The organism is Erythrobacter sp. S267, from assembly GCF_057365045.1.
The window spans coordinates 1,951,604-1,971,391 of the sequence record NZ_CP200298.1; the positions used below are offsets into that span (position 1 = coordinate 1,951,604).

Genomic DNA, 19,788 nt, shown 5'->3' on the forward strand with positions numbered 1-19,788 from the left:
GCCGAAACTCCGGTAGAGCACGTAAATAGAGCTAGCCGCGCCCTCGGTATGGGGCGACACCCTGGTCTGGTAACCAAAGGCCTTCGGGAGGCGGTCCGGACTGCCAGAAAACGTCAATTGGGATACCTCCGCGGGGGTACCAATAGCCGCCAATCCTTAACCAACGAGGGTGCATTTCCTTGGTTAAACGTTGCCCAATTCCCACAGTTACGTCTTCATGAAAGCCGTTGTGATTGCGGAAACTGCCCAGGAACAGCTTCAAGCTCTTCGATTCGACAATCGTATCGCCGGGGGCATAGTCGATCACCAGATGGGCAAAGTCGGGCTGATCGGTCACAGGACAGAGCGAGGTGAACTCCGGCGCGGCAAAACGCACCAGAAACAGCTCGCCCTTTCTCGGATTGGGCACGTAATCGAGCTGCGCGTCCTCAGGTGAGGTCGGAAGGGGGGTGTCCTTGCCCAGAAAAGCGGGCTGGCCAGAGCTTGAAGGCGGGTTTTTAGGTGTGCTTTCCATGCCGCGCTGTTGCCGCGAATGGCACTCGGTTGCAAGCGGGGAACTGGACGCGGGCGATTTGCGATCTATGTCAATTGTTCAGGCAAGGTTGCTTGTCTGTGCTCCATTCCCCGTTGGTGACCCTTTAGACAAATCGTTTGTAGTTCGCATGACCCGCGCTTTCTCCTCCTCTGATCGGACCGTTCGCACAGCAATGCGCGGCACTGTTTTGGTGAGCGGTATCGCGATTGCTCTCGTCACAGCAGGCACCGCATCGGCACAGAGTTCACCGGGCGGTTTCTCACTGCCGACACCCACGCCCTCACCGACATCAGCGCCGCAAGGCCCTGCGGATGAGCGAGCCGGTGTGCCGATTGGCCCGCGCGTCATTCGCCCTGCGCCTTCAACTCCCACGCCCACTCCGACACCGGCCCCCACGCAGGCTGCGCCAGTGCAGGAGAGCGCTCCGGCTGAGAGTGCCCCCGTCACTTCACCGCCAGCGACGCAGGCGCAACCGACACGCACTGCTCCAGCGCGCACAGCGCCGGCTCCGACAACACGTAGCTCAACCCCTTCCCAACCGACTTTCACCAACCCAGCCACGTCCGACACCCGCAACAGCGGCGCGAGCGGAGCTGAGATTCCGCTGGGATCGGGCGGCGGCGTTGCTCCGGGGTTTGAAAGTCTGCCTCCGGTTGGCGAGGAATCCGCTCCCGTCGGCCCGGATGGCTGGTACGATGTGGACCCGAGCGGCGCGCGCACTGACCCCGGCACGGTGGGTTCAGGCTCAAGCTCAACCGCTCCTGTGGTGAACTTCGACCCGCTGGATGCCTGGAACACCGCGCAGACGCGGATGATGATCGGCGTGGCGCTGATGGCGCTTATCCTCATTGCACTGCTGGTCGTGATGGCGCGGCGTAAGCGGCGCGAGAGTGCCGTTCAAAGCACTCCGAATGAGAGGCTTGCCGCCGGTATTCGAACGACGATGAACAATCAGATGCCTTCGATCCTGCAGGATGCGCCCGATTGGGCAAAGGGCGATGGGGCCGCGGGCAAGAAGCCTGAAGCCAAGCCCAAGCCAACGAAGGACGAGATGGCCGAGGATTTGGCACCAGACCTGCCGCTTCCCCCAGAGCCAGAACCAGAACTTCAGCCGGAACCTGAGCCCCAGAAAGAGCCGGAATCTGAGCCGGAACCGCAACCCGAACTTCGATCAGAACCCGCGCCTCAAGCTCCCCCTCTTGTCGCTCCGGCATTGGCTGCTGAGGACCACGAAACGCGGCTGGATATTGGGCTAGAGATCGTGAGCGCATCGCGCTCGCTGATGATGTTCACCGTCGAATTCCGGCTCGATTTTGCGAACCGATCGGACAAGGCGGTGCGCGATTTGAATGTCGCGGGCAAACTCGTCTGCGCACAGTCCAAAGCGGCCAATGCCTCACCCATGGCAAGCGGCCAGCCGCTCGGCACTATCGATCGTATCGGCCCGCAGCAAAGCGGGCGGATTGCTGGCCAGTTGCAATTGCCCCTCGCTGAGGTTCAGGCGATCCGACAGGGCGCAAAGCCACTCTTCATTCCGCTGCTCCACGTCACGCTGGAAGGCAAAGGCCGTTCCACCATGAGCCAGAGCTTCGTGCTTGGTACGCCGAGCGCGGCGAATACGGGGCGGGTGCATCCCCTGCCTCTCGATGGACCTCCGGGCAGCTTGCCAAGCTTGCGCGCGCAGCTGATTAAGCAACCGGTATCTGCCTGAGGCAAAGCGGCTAGCGCTTGGCGTGGACCGCAGGGCGCGCTAGCACTCGTGCCTATGACAGAGACATTTCCCAGTCTGGTTTCAACCGCTTCGCTTGCAGACAATCTCGGCATGCCCGGCCTCGTGGTACTCGACGCCTCGAGGCACCTACCCGCCGCAAAGCGTGATCCGCTGACGGAGTTTGAGGCAGCGCATATTCCGGGCGCGCGCTTTCTGGATCTCGCGAGCTTGACCGACACCACCTCGCCCGTTCCCGCTGCCTTGCCCAGCCCTGCGCAATTGGCGCAAGGTTTGGCGGCTTTGGGCGTCGGTGCGAATGACCAGATCGTCCTTTACGACGACAGCGCGGTGAAGACCTCGGCGCGGGCATGGTTTATGCTTAAAGCGTGTGGCCTTGTGCAGGTTTCCATCCTCGATGGCGGTCTCGCCAAATGGCGCGCGGAAGGTCGTCCCGTCGAAAGCGGCGCTGCGGAATTCACGCCAACGAACGCCCCAGCGCTTCACGATACGAAGGGCGTCGTCACCAAAGCCGATGTCCTCGCTCTGTTGGGAGATGAGAGCTCCCAAATCCTCGACGCACGCGCCGCTGACCGCGTGTTTGGCAGCGGCATTGACCCGGTCCATGGCGGGCAAAATGGCCGCATTCCGGGCGCGTTGAACCTGCCGTTCGGCGAAGTGTTCGCGGAGGATGGGACATATAAGTCCCCTGATGACCTCCGCACGGCGTTCGAAAGCGCCGGCGTCGATCTCTCGCGTCCCATCATCACCTCTTGCGGCAGCGGGGTGACCGCCAGCGTGCTGCTGTTTGCACTCCATCTCGTCGGCACTGACGATGCGCAGCTCTACGATGGAAGCTGGCAGGAATGGGAGGCCGACCCGGACACGCCCAAACAGCAGGGTCCCGCCGTATGAGCAGCTCTGGCGACGACAAGCATCTCAAACCCGCCACCCGCGTCACCCGCGCGGGGCGGCGAGAGGAATGGACTGGACGCGTGGTCAATCCGCCGGTCTGGCGCGCTTCCACCCACCTCTATCCGACCGAGGCCGATCGCAAGGCAGCGACCGGCTCGAACAAGGATGGCGACTTTTTCTACGGACGCAGAGGCGCTCCGACGCAGTGGGCTCTCGCCGACGCGCTAACCGCGATTGAGCCGGGTGCGCATGGCACTGTCCTCTATCCCAGCGGCGTCGCGGCGATCATGGGCTGCTTGATGGCGGCGCTGAAGCCCGGTGATCATCTGCTGATGAGCGACAATTCCTACGACCCCAGCCGCGCAATGGCATTGGGGCTGCTCAAGAAATGGGGTGTCACGCACAGCTTCTTCGACCCGCTCGACTTGGCCGCGTTCGAAGCGCTGGTCAGCGAAACGAGGCCCCGCGTCGTATGGTTCGAAAGCCCCGGCAGCCTGACCATGGAAGTCTGCGACATCCCCGCCCTCGCCGCCGTGGCGAAGCAAGCAGGGGCCGTCACCATGATCGACAACACTTGGGCCAGCGCTCTGGGCTTTGCGGCTCTGACGCATGGCTGCGACATCACGATGCAAAGCCTCTCCAAACATGTTGGCGGGCATTCGGACCTGATGATGGGCTCCGCCAGCGCGGGCGAGCAATGGTACGGGCGCTTGCGCCGCACCTCGCACCAGCTTGGCCAAGTGGTCTCACCCGATGACGCCGCTCTGGCTGCACGGGGCCTGCGAACAATGGACGCCCGCCTCAAACAATCGACCGCCAGCGCAGTCCGGATAGCCGCTTGGCTGTCTGAGCGTCCGGAAGTTGCGCAAGTCATGTGCCCGATGCTCGCCAGCGACCCCGGTCACGCAATTTGGGCGCGCGATTTCACCGGAGGCTGCGGGCTGTTCAGCTTCACCCTCGCCAGCGAACACCCCGAGGCAAGCGGGCACGTTGCCGATGCGCTCTCGCTGTTCGGGATCGGCTATAGCTGGGGCGGGTTTGAGAGCCTTGTTCTGCCCATCTTCCCGCATGAACATCGCACCGTGATGCCATGCCCCACGCTTTTGCCGGGGGGTGGCACTCGGCCAGCGCTTCGCCTATCCATCGGGCTTGAAGACCCTGAGGATTTGATCGCTGATCTGGAAGCTGCTTTGGGGCAAATGGAGACTTGATGACCACCCCGACCCCGCCAGTCACTTCCGACACTACCGAACAAGTTGTCGAACCCGCTGCAGAAGCCGCCCCCGAAGCGCTCCAGCCCGGCCAGCTTTGGAGCCTTGCCGAAGAGCAGGCGGTCGCGGAAGAAGTCGTCAGCGTCGCGGAGGAATCCAAGGAAGCGCTTGCAGCTCAAAGCGACACAATCGGCGCGCTGGTCGAAACACTCGACAGCTGGGCGTTGGTGATCGGGTCGATCCGCATCTCCGCCTTCGACGTGCTCTTCATGCTCGCAACCGTCGCGCTGGTGGTTACGGTCGCCTGGACGCTGACCCGCGTCGCAAGCAATCTGATCAAAAAAGCCAGCCGCTTTGACGACACACAAAAGCTGCTGACGGAGAAGATTTCGACGATCCTGATCTGGACGCTCGCCTTCTTCATCACCGTTGATCTGGTCGGGATTGACCTCACTGCACTGGCTTTCTTCGGAGGCGCCTTTGGTCTCGCCATCGGTTTCGGTCTGCAGAAGACTTTCGGCAATTTGATCTCAGGCATCCTCCTGCTGCTCGACAAGTCGATCAAGCCGGGCGACGTCATCTCGGTCAGCGATATGGCGGGCAATGAAGCGGTCGGACAAATCCGCAAGATCGGCATCCGCGCGATCTCCGTCATCACCCGCGACCAGACAGAGCATCTGATCCCGAACGAGAACCTGATGGTCAACCAAGTGGTCAACTGGTCCTATTCGTCAAAGGATGTGCGGGTGAAAGCGCCAGTCGGTGTCTCCTATGACAGCGATCTGGAGAAGGTTTCCGAGCTGCTCTACCAAGCCGCCGATGAATGCAACCGCGTGCTCAAACGTCCCAAGCCGCGCGTCAATCTGATGGAGTTCGGCGACAATTCGGTCAATTTTGAACTGCGCTTCTGGATCCAGGACCCCGAAGGCGGCCTCGCGAATATCCGCTCTGACGTCTACATGCGCATTTGGCGTCTGTTCAAAGAGAACGACATCGAAATCCCATTCCCGCAGCGCGATCTTCATCTGCGCGACTCCAAACAGCTCGACCAGATTGTCCAGCTGATGAGCGGCGGGAAAGCGTGAGGCGTGGGCTTGCTGAGCGTCCGCACCTCTGATCCGGAGCACACTGTCCGTACCTATGATGGTTGTGTGAAGATCATGGACCGGATCGAGAAGCCGCTTAACGTCGTACTGGTCGTGGTCTTCCTGTTGGCGTTGCTCGCCGCATTTGTGGACGACGGAGCGTGGACAGCCAAGCTGCTTTTCCTCCTCTTCCCATTTGGAATTGCGTTCCTCTTCGCAGGCGTGCGGCGGGGGTATGTCGCGGGCATTCGCATGGAAATGGCCCGTTGCGATGAGAAAGTGAGAGAGGAATTCGCGCATTACGCTGGCGACTAGTTCGACCAGAATTGGAGCAAGCTGTCTCCCAACACACGGCCGCACAAGCTTTCCTTCACGCACCCCAATCCATTCTCGCTGGCGACATGGCGCGCGCTGGCTCATTTGAGTGCCATGAATATTGGCACCATCTATCTCGTAGGCGCTGGGCCGGGTGATCCTGACCTTCTGACCCTGCGCGCAGCCCGGCTGATCAGCCAAGCGCAAGTGATCGTCCATGACGGTCTTGTGAGCCCTGCAGTCCTCGCCATGGCGTCCCCGCAAGCGGAGCTGATCTCAGTCGCGAAACAGCGCGCGCGGCACACTCTGCCGCAAGACCAGATCAACGCTCTGCTGATTCGTGAGGCTCTGGCCGGACGCGATGTTGTGCGGCTCAAAGGCGGCGACCCGCTGATCTTCGGGCGTGGCGGCGAAGAAGCGGAAGATGCCCGCGCCGCTGGCGTTCCGGTGGAGATCATCCCCGGTGTCTCCGCAGCCAACGGAGCCGCCGCTGCCGCGCAGATCGCCCTCACCCACCGCGACGCATCGAGCATCGTCAGCTTTGTGGCGGGCCAGTGCAAAGGCCTCTCCGATCAGGACTGGTCGGGCCTCGCGGGCAAAGGTCGCACGCTGGTCATCTATATGGGCGTCAAAACCGCACCTCAGATCGCTGAGAAGCTGATGGAAGATGGCTTAGCCCCCGACATGCCGCTCGCCGTCATCGAAAACGCCGCACGCCCCGAAATGCGCGTAGTGCGCGGGCTGCTTGCCGGGCTGCCCGATCTTGTGAAGGCGCAGGCGATTAAGTCCCCCGCGCTGATCGTCATCGGCGAAGTCACCGCGCGCGAAGACGCAACCGTCGCCAAACTCGCTGTGGAGGCGCATCAATGAGAGTTCTCACCGGAAACGACCTCAAGACCGGCGATGTCGTCTGGTGGACTGGCCAAGGCTGGTCGCGCCGGGTCGATGATGCGGTGGATGCAGGCGAACGCGCTGAGGAGATCCTCGCCGCCGAGGAAGCCGCGCGCCGCGTCAACGTCCCCTATGTGATCGAAGCGACCCGCGAGGATGACGGTTCCGTCCGCCCCGCCCACATCAAGGACCGCATCCGCGCGCTCGGCCCCACGGTGCGCCCGGACCTGACCTTGAAACCCCAAGACCCCGAAGCTTTGGATTGGGTTATCTGATGTATAAATATGACTCGTATGACCAAGCGATGGTCGATGCCCGCGTCGAGGAATTCCGCGACCAGGCACGCCGCCGTCTCGAAGGCAAGCTGTCGGAGGATGAGTTCAAGCCTCTGCGGCTGATGAACGGGCTCTACCTCCAGCTCCACGCCTATATGCTGCGCGTCGCGATCCCCTATGGGACGCTGAATTCCGAACAGATGATCGCTCTGGGCAACATCGCGGACAAATATGACCGCGGCTATGGCCACTTCACGACGCGCCAGAACCTGCAATACAATTGGATCAAGCTGGAGGATGCCGCCGACATCCTTGCCGATCTTGCCAAGGTTGAGATGCATGCGATCCAGACGAGCGGAAACTGCATCCGCAACATCTCTTCCGACCACTTTGCGGGCGCAACGCATGACGAGCTTGTCGACCCGCGCCCTTATGCGGAGCTGCTGCGCCAGTGGTCGAGCTTCCACCCGGAATTCACTTACCTCCCGCGCAAGTTCAAGATCGCTGTTATCGCGTCTGAGAAAGACCGCGCGGCGATGCGCCTGCACGATATCGGCATCCAAATCGTCGAGAACAACTCCGGCGAGATCGGCGCGCGCTTCTTCGTCGGAGGCGGCATGGGCCGCACGCCGATGATCGCTCCGATGATCCGCGATTTCGTGCCGCTCGACCAGCTGATCACCTATGCGGAGGCCTGCTTGCGGGTCTACAATCGCTATGGCCGGCGCGACAACAAGTACAAGGCGCGGATCAAGATCCTCGTCCACGAATTGGGCGCGGAGGAATATACGCGGCAGGTCGAGGAAGAATTCGCGCACCTACTTAGCCAAGGCCTCGAACCACCGCGTGAGGAGCTGGAGCGGATCAAGCCGTTCTTTGCCGATCCCGCGTTTGAGGATGGCCCCAAACAGGTCGACCGCTCAGACCCCGACTTTGCCCTCTGGGTCGATCGCAACACCCATCGGCACAAGCATGACAGCTATGTCTCCGCCGTGATCTCCTTGAAGCCCGTGGGCGGCATTCCGGGTGACGCGACGGGCGAGCAGATGCGCATCATGGCGCGCCTCGCCAAGCAATACAGCTTTGATGAGCTGCGCATCATGCACACGCAGAACGTGGTCCTGCCGCATGTGAAGATCGGCGATCTCCACGCGCTGTGGACCGCGCTGGACGAGGCGGGTTTGGGCTCGCCGAACATGGACTCGATCGAGGACATGATCGCCTGCCCGGGCCTCGACTATTGCGCGCTCGCCAATGCCCGCTCGATCCCACTGGCACAGCGTATCTCCGAGCGTTTCGACGCGAGCGGCAAGACCGGCAAGCTGGGTGAGCTGAAGCTCAAGATCAGCGGCTGCATCAACGCCTGCGGGCATCACCATGCGGGCCATATCGGCATCCTTGGCGTCGACCGTAAGGGCGTGGAGAATTACCAGCTCTCGCTTGGCGGATCGGAGGCGGAGGACGTCTCCCTCGCCAAGATCACCGGCCCCGGCTTTACCGAAGACGGCGTGATCGAAGCGGTCGAGAAAGTCACCGACGTCTATCTTGAACGCAAGGAGGGTGAGGAACGCTTCCTCGACACCTACCGCCGGATCGGCATGGAGCCGTTCAAGGAGGCGCTTTATGGCTGATGATCTCGGAACCTCACCGGACGAAGTGCAATTCCGCTTCCGGGATGACGAAGTGGTCGACCATGGCACCGTCACCGTCGATGCGTGCTGCGATCAGACCAACGCGACCGCTGTCCGGATTGAACCGGGCGACGATGCGCGCGCTTTGCTCCCTTTCTTGGGCCGGATTGCGCTGGTTGAAGTGAACTTTCCGGCCTTTGGCGATGGGCGCGGATACTCCGCCGCCCGGATCCTGCGCGAAGCAGGCTACACGGGCGAATTGCGCGCCGTGGGCGATGTTGGCGTGGACCAATTGAGCCACATGCGCCGCTGCGGGTTTGACGCCTTCGCGCCGGACAAGCGCCTCGATGAAGAGGACGCCAAACGCGCCTTTGCGACCTGGGAGAATGTCTATCAGCGCACAATTGATGGCCGCCGAACGATTGCGCAATTGCGCCACGGAGCGGGCGAGTGAATGAAGTCCGCAAGATTGACCGGCTCGACGCCTCCCCGCGCTTCACAGAGCATGACGCCGTGCGCCTCAACCGCATGTTTCGCGGCTCCTCGACGACCGAAATGCTCGAAGCAGTCATCCGCGACAATCTCGCGGGCGACGTTGCCGTGGTTTCCAGCTTTGGTGCGGAGAGCGTTGTCCTTCTCCACCTGATCGCACAGGTTGACCCGAACGTGCCCGTCCTGTTCCTCGACACCGGCAAGCACTTTGCTGAGACGCTGGCCTATCGCGACGCAGTCGTGGAGCGGCTTGGGCTGACCAATCTTCAGGTCCTTACGCCGGAAGAAGCCGAAGTCATCGCCAAGGATGAAAGTGGCCTGCGCTGGTCCTATGATCCTGATGGCTGCTGCGAAATCCGCAAGGTCAAGCCGCTCGCCAAGGCGCTGGAACAGATCGATGCCAGCTTTACCGGTCGCAAGGCCTTCCAGTCCGCCACCCGTGCAAACCTGCCGCGTTTCGAAATCGATACCTCGGACGCGAGCGGGCGGCTCAAGATCAACCCGCTGATCGACTGGAGCGCGGACGACATCGCGGCGTATTTCGAAGAGCACGACCTCCCTCGCCACCCGCTGGTCGCGCGCGGCTTCCCCTCCATCGGCTGCGAGCCCTGCACCCACAAAGTCGCGCCGGGCGAAGACCCGCGCTCAGGCCGCTGGAAAGGCTGGGACAAAACCGAATGCGGCATCCACAAGCCAGGCGAGGAACCGTTCCTTTAAGGCGTTGCGGGCGTAGGCGGCTCATGCGCTCCCAATCCGACGCCTGATTTACCGAAAATTCAGCTTGTTGGCCGAGACATTCGCGCCGATGACTGAGATCGCACCTTATCATGGCGAGCCGAGCGCCGTTGCGGCTGACGGCGAAGAGGATGTCTACCTCAAGCGCCGCTACGTTGCGCGCATCGTAGGCTATTGGGCACTGGTTGCAGCCTTGCACACGGCCTATGCGATCACCAACGATCCGATGATCACAATTGGCTGGGCGTTTTATGCAGGCGCCCCGGCACTGGCCATCGGCTTTGTGGTGGGATGGTGTTTACGAAGCACCCATGCCGCGCTCCAAGTGGCGATCATTCTGTTGCAGATTGAAGCTGCCTTCACTCTGTTCCAACTGGTTTCTGGATACCTTGCAGAGGCATCTTGGGATGCGTCGTTGGTGGGCGCATCCAAAGCGTTGATCGCTGCGCTTATCTGCGTTCCACGCTTGCTCACATTGCGACATAATGCCCGCTACAGTGCCGGGCTTGGTCTTGCCCTGCTGGCGCTATGCGGAGGCATTGTGGCACAATGGCAAAGCGATGAGCTGAAAGTGAAGGTCCTCAGCATTGTCGGCTCTTTTCAAGAATATGAGCCGCCTGCGCGATCCTTCGCTCTGACAGTTCCCACAGATACGATCTGGGAAGCTCAGCCCGAACTGGTCCGAACCGCCTTCGCCGCGCGCGCAGGCCAGATGCCGGACAGAGGCCAACCGGCCCAGACAGACCAAGGAGTCTTCATCCTTTCACTCGCACTTAGCGGGCGCGATGATGCGATCCGCCGCGAGGCACAACTGGCACAGGCCGCTTTGGAGAAGCGCTATGGCAGTGCTGTTCGCTTGTCGCTGCTGATGTCCAACCACGGCGATGACACTTTGCAGGCGCCGCTCGCCACTGTGGGCAATCTTGACCGCGTCGCGCAAGGCATCGCCGCACAAGCCGACCCGGCACGCGATCTGGCTGTCATCTATCTGGTATCGAGCTTCAGCGAAGACGGCACCAGCATTAACTCGATGCTCAACTCGTCGGGGCTTGAGCGGTTCTCCGCTGCCAGGATCCGGCAATTCGTGGAAGAGGCTAACGTCGCCCAGGCCGTGATTGTGGTTTCTTCTTGCTATTCTGGCAGCTGGGTCGAGCAACTTCAGGCCGACAACCTCATCGTCATATCCTCGACGATGAAAAACGATGGCACTTTCGGCTGCGCGCATACCGGGTCAGGCACCGATTTCACAGATGCCTTTGTCACGCGAGACCTTGAAGAAGGCGAGCCGCTTGGCCGCGTGTTCGAGGCAGCTAAACAGACCGTGACAGACGATGAGTTAGAGCAAGGAATTTGCCGTTCTAACCCTCAGGCTTTTGTTGGAGCGAATATGCAGGAAATGTGGGATGGACCGCTTTCCCGTCTCACAACCAACCTTGCGCCTTGTACCAATCAGCAGTCGCTTTGAGGCCTTCTTCGCCGCTGATTTGGGGTGTCCAGATATGCTCCGGTACCTTGCGGTCGAAGCGCGCGACCCAGTTGGGATGCGCCATATAGCCGACGCGGTCTTGAGTGAGTTTCGCGCCATCCCCGCGCCATAGCCTGTCGGCCTGCGCTGCTGCGACAAGCACAGTTTTGGGCAGATGCGGGGCGAGGACTTTGCGCTTACCCATCGCTCGGCCGATGGCTTGGGCGAGTTCCTTGTGGCTGTAGCCACCCTCGCGCCCGTCATCGGGTTCGTATATTTGTTTCAGCGACTTACGCTCCGCCAGCGCCACTAGCAGGGTGGCCAGATCGTCAGCGTGGATGATCGAGGTTGCCCCTCCCGGAGGCAGCGGCACGAGGCCCATCTTGGCCGAGCGGAACAGTTCGAACATATCGACATCGCGCGGGCCATAGACCGCTGGTGGACGCACAATGGTCCAGTCGCGGTTGCTGGCCTGCACCAACTCCTCAGCCTTCGCCTTGGACCCGCCGTAGAGCGACAGTTTGGGCTCGCGCGCCGAAAGCGAGGAGACGAAGACGAAGCGCTTGACCTTGGCCGCTCGTGCCGCCGCGAGGATATTGGCGGTGCCAGTCACATTGGCCGTCTCGAACTCATCGGGATCGGGCGTGTTGGTGAGGCCCGCAATGTGGATCACCGCATCTGCGCCTTCGCATAGATCGCCCAAATCTTCGAGCGTGCCGGAGACCCACTCGATCCCTATGCGCTCTGGCTGATCGCGGCGGGTGAGAGCGCGGACAGTGTGCCCCGCTGCAAGCGCCGCATTCAGCGTTGCGCTGCCGACAAAGCCGGTCGCTCCAGTGATCGCTAGCTTCATCCCACCCCTCTCATCCACGCACCATATGGTCGCGGTGGACGACTGCGGCGCGCGGAGCGTAGCCGAGCTTCGCCTCCTGCTCGTCCTGACGCAGGCCCACAATAGCGCGGCATTCCTCGGACGAATATTCAACGAGGCCCTGCCCCAGCCGCTCTCCTTTGGGGCCGTGGAGGCTGACCAAAGCGCCGCGCTGGAAATCGCCTTCAACGCCGATGAGGCCGGGTGCGAGGAGGCTCGCGCCGTCCTGCAACGCGGCGACACAGCCCGCATCAACTGTCAGCACGCCTTCGAGCGCTTGCCGTCCGCCCAGCCAGCTCTTGCGCGCGCTATCGCTGCGCACGGGCAGGAAGACGGTGCCGCGTCCTGTGGCAGCTGCATGGGTGATCGGGCGGTCGCCCGTCCCGTTGATGATCGCGAGCGTGATCCCGGCCCTCTCGGCAATGCGCGCGGCTTGCAGCTTCGCCTTCATCCCGCCCGTGCCGAGGCCTGAGGAGGAATCGGCGCCCGCCATGGCGATGACTTCAGGCGTCACACCCTCGACCTTCTCGATCAATTGCGCGCCCTCCGCATCCGGAGCGCGGTCATAGAGGCCATCGACATCGGAAAGGATCAGCACCCCGTCCGCATGGGCCGCCTGCGCCACGCGTGCGGCCAGGCGATCATTGTCGCCAAAGCGGATTTCCTCGGTCGCAACGCTGTCATTTTCGTTGATGACAGGCACCGCGCCCGCCTCCAACAACCGCTCAATTGTGGCGGAGGCGTTGAGGTAGCGGCGGCGGTCTTCGAGGTCTCCGACCGTCACCAGCATCTGCGCGGCGGTCAGCCCGTGACGGTCCAGCGATGTCGCCCAAAGCTGCGCGAGAGCCACTTGCCCCACAGACGCCGCCGCCTGCGCATCGGCGAGGCTCGCCCGCCCCCCTTTGGGAAGGCCCAGACGCCCCGCACCCAGAGCAATCGCGCCGGAACTGACGATGATGATCTCACCGCCAGCCTCGCGCCATTCGCGCAGATCCAGCGCCAGCGCATCGAGCCATCCACGCGCGGGCTCTCCGTTCTGCACCAGCAGCGCAGAACCGATTTTGACGACCAGCCGTTTGCTAGCCGCCGGGTCCAGAAGGGATGTCAGATCGGCGACCATTCGGAGCCATCTTCGTCTTCATCCTCAACCTCCACCGTTTTGGTTTCGGTCGAGGTACGGTCGGGCAGGTAGGACAGGACCGCGTCCATCAGTTCCTCAATGCCCTCTCCAGTCGCGCCGGAAACGGTGAACACCTTGTCCGCGCCCTGTTTGATCAGCTCGTCTGCGAAGGCCTTGCCCAGCTCCGCATCAGCGAGGTCAAGCTTGTTGAGCGCAATCAGCTGCGGCTTTTCTTCCAGACCCGCACCATAGGCGGAGAGCTCCTCCTCCACGATCCGCATCGCCTCAGCAGGGTCGTCGCCGGCGATGTCGATCAGGTGGACCAGCACCCGGCACCGCTCAATATGGCCGAGGAACCGGTCGCCAATCCCAGCGCCATCAGCTGCGCCCTCAATCAGGCCGGGAATGTCGGCGAGCACGAATTCACGTCCTTTGTGCCGCACCACGCCCAGCTTGGGCACCAGCGTCGTGAAGGCGTAATGCCCGACCTTGGCCTTGGCGTTGGAGACCGCGTTGATGAAGGTCGATTTGCCCGCATTGGGCAGGCCAAGCAGGCCCACATCTGCGAGCAGCTTGAGCCGCAGCCACACCCACGCCTCTTCGCCCGGTTCACCCGGCTGATGCTGGCGCGGGGCGCGGTTGGTGGCGCTTTTGTAAGAGGCATTGCCGCGCCCGCCGAGGCCCCCTTCGAGGAACACGACGCGCTGGCCCACTTCGGTGAAGTCGACGAGCACTTCTTCCTTGTCCTCGGAAAGGACCTGCGTGCCGACGGGGACTTTGACGATCAGATCGTCTGCGCCCGCACCGGTCTTGTCCTTGCCCTGCCCATGCTGGCCACGCTTCGCCTTGAAATGCTGCGCGTAACGGAAGTCGATCAGCGTGTTGAGACCAGCGACGGCTTCGAAGATGATGTCTCCGCCCTTGCCGCCATTGCCGCCATCGGGACCACCATATTCGATATACTTCTCGCGCCGGAAAGAGACCGCTCCGGGTCCCCCAGCTCCTGATTTCAGAAATATCTTGGCCTGATCAAGGAAATGCATAGCGCGCATCTATGCATTTCCTGATCAGAAAGCGAGCGTTGAGTTAGGCACCACCCAGACGGCCCGGAGGGCCGCAAGCCCGACCGGGCGCCCGCAGCGGGCGCGGCTCTGCTGCGCGTCAAGCGAGGAGGTAGCCCCGGATGGGGCTACCCAAATCAAAAACTCGCCGAGAACCCAGCCACCACCTGCCGACCCGGAGAAACAAAGGTGAAGACCTGCTCATACTCCTCATCGAGCAGGTTCTCCGCCCGCGCGAACAGCTTCAGACCCTCTGCGATCTCGTAGCTCGCATTGACATTCACAAGCGTGAAGGCGCCGAGCGTCGTCACGGGGGCTGGGAACATCCCGGTGGTAAAATCACTGTCGAGCATGTCGCCATTGTGGCGCACGACGAGGGTGGCCGAGGCAAGGTCATTGCGCGACGTCCAAGTGACCGCAGCGCTGGCTGTGCTTTCAGGACGGCGCACTTCGGTTACGCCGTTCTCCTCGGCATCGAGATAGGTGTAGGCGGCGTTGACATTCCATTGCGGGCCAAGCTGAGCCGAGACCGCGACCTCTACGCCCTGCCGAGAGCTGTCCGTCGCGCGGTTGCCCGGCGTCGCGATGAAAGTCGGCGCGGGGAAAGTCGTGAAAATCTCATCCTCAAGCTCAGCATTGAAATAGGTGAGTGAAATCACGCCAAAGCCGTCGCCAAATTGCTGATCGACGCCGACTTCCCAACTGGTTGACTGCTCAGGCTGCAAATCGGGGTTGCCAATGAATGCGCCGTCGAAAAAGCCGAAAAGCTCGTTAAGCGTCGGGTTCTTCACGCCCGTGCCCACAGCAGCGCGAATGCGCGTTGTGTCGGTCACATCGTAGGCGGCACTGACGCGGAATGTGGTCGCGTCCTCGAACAGGTCGTTGACGTCGTGACGGATCGCCGCTGCGAAGTCGAAACGCCGCCCGCCAGCATAGCGGTACTCAGCAACGAAGCCGACATTCTCTGCACTCTTACGGTCATCGAATGTCAGGATATTGTTGAAACCCTCAAGCTCGTAATCCGCAGCAAACGTTACTTTGTGCCCGTCCGCAATGTGGTAGTCGGAGACGTAGGAAAGCTTGAACCGGTCGCTTTGCGTTGAACTTGGGAAGCCCAGGGGGGCCTCAGTTTGCCGGTTCGCATCGGTGATTTGGGCGGAGAAGTCGTTGGTCCAGCGCCCGCCGCCGCTTTCAAGACGCAGACCGACTAAGGCCGACAGACTTTCGTTCTCAAACCGGTTTCCGGGGCTGTCGATGACGAACCCCGCCGTCGGGCTGCCAAAGCCGAAATCCTGATCGTTGAACTGGCCTTCGGTGCGCGTGTAGCGAGCGACGCCGCGCAGCTCCAAACCCGTCGCCACCTCGCCAGAGGCCTTGCCCGAAAGCGTGTAGCTGTCGCGCCCGATATCTCGAGTTCCACCTCTGGCATTGGGCTCGCCATCGGTGCTGACCACTGTGGCGGAGAGCGAGGCGGAGAGGCCGTAATCGGTCTGCACACCCCAACGCGCCGCGCCATTCAGCGTGTTGTTGGTGCCTCCTTCAGCAAAGGCGGAGAAACCTTCGAACTCGCCGCTGTCATAGGCGATCACACCAGAAACTGCGTCGTTTCCGTAGAGAGCGGATTGCGGACCCCGGAGGATTTCTAGCCGAGAGCCGATTTCCGCCTGCAACGTGCCGATATCATACTCTCCGCTACCGGGGTCAGAGACCTCGATCCCGTCGACCAGCACCAGCACATGGTTTGCCTCCGAACCGCGCAGACGGATTTGCGTCTGGCCAGCGACGGAGCTGACCGCGACGCCGGGCACATCGCGCAGGACGTCTTCGATATTGCGCGTCTGGCGCGCCTCCAAGTCCTGCGGGTTGATGAAGGTGATAGAGCCGGTGAAGTCTTCGAGGTCGGTGCTCTCACTGCGAGAGCCAAGAACAACGATGGCCTTCGAGCCGCTGATCACGCTTTCAGGGTTGCCATCTTCATCCAGCAAGACGCCGGAGAAAGACTCGCGCTGTTGTGCTGCCGCCGATGTGGCGCAGAGCAAAGCGGCAGTGGCGACACCGCCCAGCCAAAGTGTAGATTTGTGCATTGGGATTCCCTTCCCATTTGAGCAACGCTTATGAGCCGTGAGACATGCGTCCCACAGGCTCGGCTAAGTCGTCGCTTCAAACGAAGGTGCCCAAGGGGGCATTACGCCCCAAAGACCAACTCGCGCCTCTCCAATCCCTGAGAGGGGCATGCAAGCGACACGCTCCGGTCGGTCTCCTGGCTTGCGGGTCAGCATTTCTGCCGCTCACCTTCCCAAGGGGGATGATCTCCCCCTCAGTGGCTGCCTAACGAGTAGGCACGAGGCAAAAACTTGCCGCTTACAGTTGCAGGGACAGCTGCGGAATTGGGCACCCACTGACATGGGCACCCGCACCGCATTCCCGTTACCGATGCGTGGGGGCTGGTCTAATCGCTTGTTGCGCGTGACGCAATGTAGCAGCTTACTGGCTACCGCCCGTCACACCGTCCGGATCAACCGCAATCGGCTGCGTGACAGGCTGCGAGACGAAGCCTTCTTCCACCGGGACAACCGGCACCACCGCTCCGGTCGCTGGATCAGCCACCAGCCCTGCAACAATGCCGGGTTCGGCCATGGTCGCGGTCGGATCGCTCTCCACGCTGGGCACGGGAGCTTGCCGCGCACGCGCCGCTTGCACCGCGACCCAACCGGGCTGCGATGCGCCGTAGAGATCGCCGTACTTCGCATCCCATGCAGCGGAATCTCGCTCATAGGCTTCGTACTCGGTGAAGAAGAGCTCAAACGGCTGCTCCATCAGCGCGAAATTGTCATAGGCAAACGCAATCGCATCGTCAGGCGGCGCGATGTTGTGCCGGGTCGAAATGTCCAACGCCGCGCGGCAGAAACGCGCCCGCGCCGGGGGCAGAGCGAAGAAGTTGTAGACCGAGGTCATCTGCTCCTCGCGCGCAAAGATCGCCTCGCGCCGGGTCTCCGCCTGCGAACGGTACACCGCGTCGATCCGGTCATTGACCGCCTTCAAAGTGTCCGCGTGGTCACTGATATAGGCGCTGTAAGCAGTGAGGATCGGGTCAAACTGCGCTGACGTGCAATTGAGCGCGGCCACGTTCCAGGCCGAGCGGAAGTGCCACACTTTCTCATCATCGCTGATGCCGAGATTGATTGTCTCTCGCTGGCCGAGGAAGTTCTTGCCCGGGATCTCCATCACATAGGCAGCGCCTCCCGGCGGGATCGGGCGATAGGGCGTCGTCTCAATCACCACGGGCGGAGGTGGCGGAGGTGGCGGAGGTGGCGGAGGTGGCGGTTTGGCACACCCTGCCACCAGCGACACAGCGACCGCAACGCCCAAGACCTTGACAGGGGCGATTTTCAGCGGTGCGGATGACCGCTTGCGCGCGCCTTGCCGTTCGCTGGCTTCGGGTGATGCTGTATCCATGGCTGGTTTAAGTTCGCCTCTCATCTCTCGCCCCTGCTGATCCCCTGTCGTGCGCCTTTAGTAAAACGCACGTTTACTCTGATGCCTGAGCTATCCTTGCCCGCATATGAAGCGCCTGTGCGATTGCAATGCGGCCCTGCGCCAGCATGGCACATCACACTAACCGGCGCCCCTCCGGTTTCTCGCTTACCCCTTAGCCAAAAGAAATGCCCGAGGCCTATGGTGAGGCCCCGGGCAATTCATTGTTTCAACAGTTTGGTGAGGCGCTTGTCTCGGCCTCAACCCAACTTCGTCAGCGCTTACTCGTTCGAGCCCATGAACCGCAGCAGGTTCATGAAGATGCTGATGAACGCCATGTAGAGGTGCAGTGCACCGTAAATGGTCGCGCGTTGCAGCATCACAGCATCGCCGCGCAGTTGCAGGTAAATCTCACGCGTTTCCTGCGTCTTGTACGCAGTGAAGGCCGAGAACAGACCGATGAACACCAGGCTCATGATCATGTCGAACGCGCTCGAACCGAACACAAAGACGTTGAGCAAGCTGACAGCGATACCGCCCCAGATGCCCATGATCAGGAAGGTGCCCCAACCCGACAGGTCTTTCTTCGTGGTGTAGCCCCACAGGCTCATCCCGCCAAAGGCAACCGCAGCTGCCAAGAAGGTCTGCGCGATTGAGATGTCGGTGTAGGCGATGAAGATAAACGAGATTTGCACCCCGACCATCACCGCATAAAGCCAGAAAATCGCCTGTGCGACGGCCGGTGAGAGGCTGAAAATCTTGAACTGCAAGAACATCACCATGATGAACGGCACAGCAATTGCTGCCCAGTACATCAGGCTCGGACCCTCAGGGGTCACGAACGAATAGACGAGGCCCGTCTGCGCGGTCAGCCAAGCGACGATACCCGTCAGCAGGACGGCAGACGCCATGTAATTGTAGACGCCCAGCATGTGCTTGCGCAGACCCTCATCAAGGGTTTCACGCACGTCTCCGCCGGCGCGGGGGACCGAGCCTACAGTTTGGCCGGTCCGTGGTTCATTCCAATCAGCCATTATGGATCCCTTTCTCCTTCATGGAGTATCCAAACGCGGCGCGACCATACGCGCCATTGCCATACAATATCGGTCTTTTGCGAGGGCAATTCAAGCGAAACCGAAGCGATTTCGACGAATTGCGTTCATTTTTGACCGTACTATACTTAACAAAGGCTTATGAAGTGCCTTTCGAGAGCACAGTTCCTCTATCAGCGGTCGCTTTGAGCGTGTCGGTGAGGAGCGCAACCAGCGCGTCATCTGCATCAAGAACGTTCAATCCCTCGCGCGTCATCCCACCCGGACTGGCGACCCGATCAGCAAGCGTGCCGGGTGAAACGTCAGCGGTTGCGGCCAATTCGCTGGCTCCATGAACCATCGCCAGCGCAAGACTGTTCGCCTGCCCCTCTTCCAGACCAAGGCGCTGCGCTGCCTGCGACAATCCGTCGATAAAACGATAGACGAAGCCCGGCCCCGACCCTGCGAGCGCTGTCACAAGATCATACTGCGCCTCATCCTCCAGCCAGACTGCCGTTCCCAGCGCATCGTAGAAGGTGAAGGCAGCCTCGCGCTCGTCTGCATCCAGGCCCGTTTCGGAAAGAATGATCGGCGATTTGTTCACGCGTGAGGCAAGGTTGGGCATGACCCGGACATGGGCGCGGGCGCTGGGGAAAGCCCCCTGCAATTGTGCCAGAGTTTTCCCGGCAAGCAGCGAATAGACCGTGACACCTTCGCCGGTCAGCGTCAGATAATCGGGCGCGAAGTCTGCAAGCTGCTGCGGCTTGAACCCCAGCATCACCGCATCATATGCACCGCCCGCCTCTGCCTCTGCCACAGTGCGATAGAGCGGAATATCGGCAGGTGCAGCCTCCAGCGACCGGCTGAGGATCGAGAACCGCTCAGGCGCAATCCCGGCCTTCAGCCACCCGGCCAGCATCGCGCCTGCCATATTGCCGCAGCCGATGATGAGCATGTGATTGAGTGCAGACAT

At 61.6% G+C, this 19,788-nt stretch carries 19 protein-coding genes and 1 riboswitch; of the genes, 11 read left to right on the top strand and 8 right to left on the bottom strand.

The features are described from left to right. Positions 1 to 31: 31 nt before the first annotated feature. On the bottom strand, positions 32 to 514 hold the full coding sequence (gene queF, locus AC0V6X_RS09255) for a preQ(1) synthase (RefSeq protein ID WP_486184269.1): 483 nt from the start codon (positions 512 to 514) through the stop codon (positions 32 to 34). 148 nt (positions 515 to 662) lie between these two features. Here queF and AC0V6X_RS09260 point away from each other — a divergent pair, with 148 nt between their 5' ends. The 11 genes from AC0V6X_RS09260 (at position 663) to AC0V6X_RS09310 (ending at position 11,258) form a co-directional block, all read left to right on the top strand. Next, positions 663 to 2,246, top strand: coding sequence for a hypothetical protein (locus AC0V6X_RS09260; protein WP_486184270.1), 1,584 nt, complete (start codon positions 663 to 665; stop codon positions 2,244 to 2,246). A 54-nt stretch (positions 2,247 to 2,300) separates the two neighbouring features. Then, positions 2,301 to 3,158 carry a sulfurtransferase gene (locus tag AC0V6X_RS09265; protein ID WP_486184271.1) on the top strand — a complete coding sequence of 286 codons (858 nt, stop codon included), beginning with the start codon at positions 2,301 to 2,303 and terminating at the stop codon, positions 3,156 to 3,158. Continuing rightward, positions 3,155 to 4,369, top strand: a complete 1,215-nt coding sequence (gene metC, locus AC0V6X_RS09270) for a cystathionine beta-lyase (RefSeq protein WP_486184272.1) — start codon at positions 3,155 to 3,157, stop codon at positions 4,367 to 4,369. The genes AC0V6X_RS09265 and metC overlap by 4 nt, the downstream gene beginning before the upstream one ends. Next, on the top strand, positions 4,369 to 5,454 hold the full coding sequence (locus AC0V6X_RS09275) for a mechanosensitive ion channel family protein (protein WP_486184273.1): 1,086 nt from the start codon (positions 4,369 to 4,371) through the stop codon (positions 5,452 to 5,454). The genes metC and AC0V6X_RS09275 overlap by 1 nt, the downstream gene beginning before the upstream one ends. 3 nt (positions 5,455 to 5,457) lie before the next feature. Next, on the top strand, positions 5,458 to 5,769 hold the full coding sequence (locus AC0V6X_RS09280; RefSeq protein WP_486184274.1) for a hypothetical protein: 312 nt from the start codon (positions 5,458 to 5,460) through the stop codon (positions 5,767 to 5,769). A gap of 114 nt (positions 5,770 to 5,883) precedes the next feature. Next, positions 5,884 to 6,639, top strand: coding sequence for a uroporphyrinogen-III C-methyltransferase (gene cobA, locus AC0V6X_RS09285; protein WP_486184275.1), 756 nt, complete (start codon positions 5,884 to 5,886; stop codon positions 6,637 to 6,639). Next, entirely contained in the window at positions 6,636 to 6,935 is a 300-nt protein-coding gene (locus AC0V6X_RS09290) for a DUF2849 domain-containing protein (RefSeq protein WP_486184276.1), read from the top strand. Before cobA ends, AC0V6X_RS09290 begins: the two co-directional genes overlap by 4 nt. Then, the gene (locus tag AC0V6X_RS09295) at positions 6,935 to 8,566 is read left to right on the top strand and encodes a nitrite/sulfite reductase (RefSeq protein WP_486184277.1); all 1,632 of its coding nucleotides are present in this window, start codon (positions 6,935 to 6,937) and stop codon (positions 8,564 to 8,566) included. Before AC0V6X_RS09290 ends, AC0V6X_RS09295 begins: the two co-directional genes overlap by 1 nt. Next, complete coding sequence (locus tag AC0V6X_RS09300) at positions 8,559 to 9,020, top strand: DUF934 domain-containing protein (protein ID WP_486184278.1); 462 nt, start codon at positions 8,559 to 8,561, stop codon at positions 9,018 to 9,020. The genes AC0V6X_RS09295 and AC0V6X_RS09300 overlap by 8 nt, the downstream gene beginning before the upstream one ends. Continuing rightward, entirely contained in the window at positions 9,017 to 9,775 is a 759-nt protein-coding gene (locus AC0V6X_RS09305; protein WP_486184279.1) for a phosphoadenylyl-sulfate reductase, read from the top strand. Before AC0V6X_RS09300 ends, AC0V6X_RS09305 begins: the two co-directional genes overlap by 4 nt. 88 nt (positions 9,776 to 9,863) lie before the next feature. Next, a complete protein-coding gene (locus AC0V6X_RS09310; protein WP_486184280.1) occupies positions 9,864 to 11,258 on the top strand; it encodes a C13 family peptidase in 1,395 nt (464 codons plus the stop codon). On the opposite strand, the gene AC0V6X_RS09315 is transcribed toward AC0V6X_RS09310, so the two are convergent. The 7 genes from AC0V6X_RS09315 to AC0V6X_RS09345 all read right to left on the bottom strand — a co-directional run bounded on the left by AC0V6X_RS09315 (position 11,215) and on the right by AC0V6X_RS09345 (position 19,788). Continuing rightward, entirely contained in the window at positions 11,215 to 12,111 is an 897-nt protein-coding gene (locus AC0V6X_RS09315) for an NAD-dependent epimerase/dehydratase family protein (protein ID WP_486184281.1), read from the bottom strand. The two genes, AC0V6X_RS09310 and AC0V6X_RS09315, sit on opposite strands and share 44 nt — an antisense overlap. A 10-nt stretch (positions 12,112 to 12,121) precedes the next feature. Next, positions 12,122 to 13,249 (bottom strand): glutamate 5-kinase, encoded by a 1,128-nt coding sequence (gene proB, locus AC0V6X_RS09320; RefSeq protein WP_486184282.1) that lies wholly within the window; start codon positions 13,247 to 13,249, stop codon positions 12,122 to 12,124. Next, positions 13,234 to 14,292 (bottom strand): GTPase ObgE, encoded by a 1,059-nt coding sequence (obgE, locus tag AC0V6X_RS09325; protein ID WP_486185558.1) that lies wholly within the window; start codon positions 14,290 to 14,292, stop codon positions 13,234 to 13,236. The genes proB and obgE overlap by 16 nt, the downstream gene beginning before the upstream one ends. Before the next feature lie 155 nt (positions 14,293 to 14,447). Continuing rightward, positions 14,448 to 16,394, bottom strand: coding sequence for a TonB-dependent receptor plug domain-containing protein (locus tag AC0V6X_RS09330; RefSeq protein ID WP_486184283.1), 1,947 nt, complete (start codon positions 16,392 to 16,394; stop codon positions 14,448 to 14,450). A 149-nt stretch (positions 16,395 to 16,543) separates the two neighbouring features. Continuing rightward, positions 16,544 to 16,760: riboswitch (cobalamin riboswitch) on the bottom strand. 34 nt (positions 16,761 to 16,794) lie between these two features. Beyond that, entirely contained in the window at positions 16,795 to 17,766 is a 972-nt protein-coding gene (locus AC0V6X_RS09335) for a hypothetical protein (RefSeq protein WP_486184284.1), read from the bottom strand. Positions 17,767 to 18,065: 299 nt separating this feature from the next. Next, positions 18,066 to 18,818 (bottom strand): Bax inhibitor-1/YccA family protein, encoded by a 753-nt coding sequence (locus AC0V6X_RS09340; protein ID WP_486184285.1) that lies wholly within the window; start codon positions 18,816 to 18,818, stop codon positions 18,066 to 18,068. 157 nt (positions 18,819 to 18,975) lie between these two features. Continuing rightward, positions 18,976 to 19,788 carry a pyrroline-5-carboxylate reductase family protein gene (locus AC0V6X_RS09345; protein WP_486184286.1) on the bottom strand — a complete coding sequence of 271 codons (813 nt, stop codon included), beginning with the start codon at positions 19,786 to 19,788 and terminating at the stop codon, positions 18,976 to 18,978.

Excerpts from the sequence above, each read along its gene's own strand:
- queF (WP_486184269.1), bottom strand. The coding sequence starts at position 514 with ATGGAAAGCACACCTAAAAACCCGCCTTCAAGCTCTGGCCAGCCCGCT.
- AC0V6X_RS09260 (WP_486184270.1), top strand. The coding sequence starts at position 663 with ATGACCCGCGCTTTCTCCTCCTCTGATCGGACCGTTCGCACAGCAATG.
- AC0V6X_RS09265 (WP_486184271.1), top strand. The coding sequence starts at position 2,301 with ATGACAGAGACATTTCCCAGTCTGGTTTCAACCGCTTCGCTTGCAGAC.
- metC (WP_486184272.1), top strand. The coding sequence starts at position 3,155 with ATGAGCAGCTCTGGCGACGACAAGCATCTCAAACCCGCCACCCGCGTC.
- AC0V6X_RS09275 (WP_486184273.1), top strand. The coding sequence starts at position 4,369 with ATGACCACCCCGACCCCGCCAGTCACTTCCGACACTACCGAACAAGTT.
- cobA (WP_486184275.1), top strand. The coding sequence starts at position 5,884 with ATGAATATTGGCACCATCTATCTCGTAGGCGCTGGGCCGGGTGATCCT.
- AC0V6X_RS09290 (WP_486184276.1), top strand. The coding sequence starts at position 6,636 with ATGAGAGTTCTCACCGGAAACGACCTCAAGACCGGCGATGTCGTCTGG.
- AC0V6X_RS09295 (WP_486184277.1), top strand. The coding sequence starts at position 6,935 with ATGTATAAATATGACTCGTATGACCAAGCGATGGTCGATGCCCGCGTC.
- AC0V6X_RS09300 (WP_486184278.1), top strand. The coding sequence starts at position 8,559 with ATGGCTGATGATCTCGGAACCTCACCGGACGAAGTGCAATTCCGCTTC.
- AC0V6X_RS09310 (WP_486184280.1), top strand. The coding sequence starts at position 9,864 with ATGACTGAGATCGCACCTTATCATGGCGAGCCGAGCGCCGTTGCGGCT.
- AC0V6X_RS09315 (WP_486184281.1), bottom strand. The coding sequence starts at position 12,111 with ATGAAGCTAGCGATCACTGGAGCGACCGGCTTTGTCGGCAGCGCAACG.
- proB (WP_486184282.1), bottom strand. The coding sequence starts at position 13,249 with ATGGTCGCCGATCTGACATCCCTTCTGGACCCGGCGGCTAGCAAACGG.
- obgE (WP_486185558.1), bottom strand. The coding sequence starts at position 14,292 with ATGCATTTCCTTGATCAGGCCAAGATATTTCTGAAATCAGGAGCTGGG.
- AC0V6X_RS09330 (WP_486184283.1), bottom strand. The coding sequence starts at position 16,394 with ATGCACAAATCTACACTTTGGCTGGGCGGTGTCGCCACTGCCGCTTTG.
- AC0V6X_RS09335 (WP_486184284.1), bottom strand. The coding sequence starts at position 17,766 with ATGGATACAGCATCACCCGAAGCCAGCGAACGGCAAGGCGCGCGCAAG.
- AC0V6X_RS09340 (WP_486184285.1), bottom strand. The coding sequence starts at position 18,818 with ATGGCTGATTGGAATGAACCACGGACCGGCCAAACTGTAGGCTCGGTC.
- AC0V6X_RS09345 (WP_486184286.1), bottom strand. The coding sequence starts at position 19,788 with ATGTCTGCACTCAATCACATGCTCATCATCGGCTGCGGCAATATGGCA.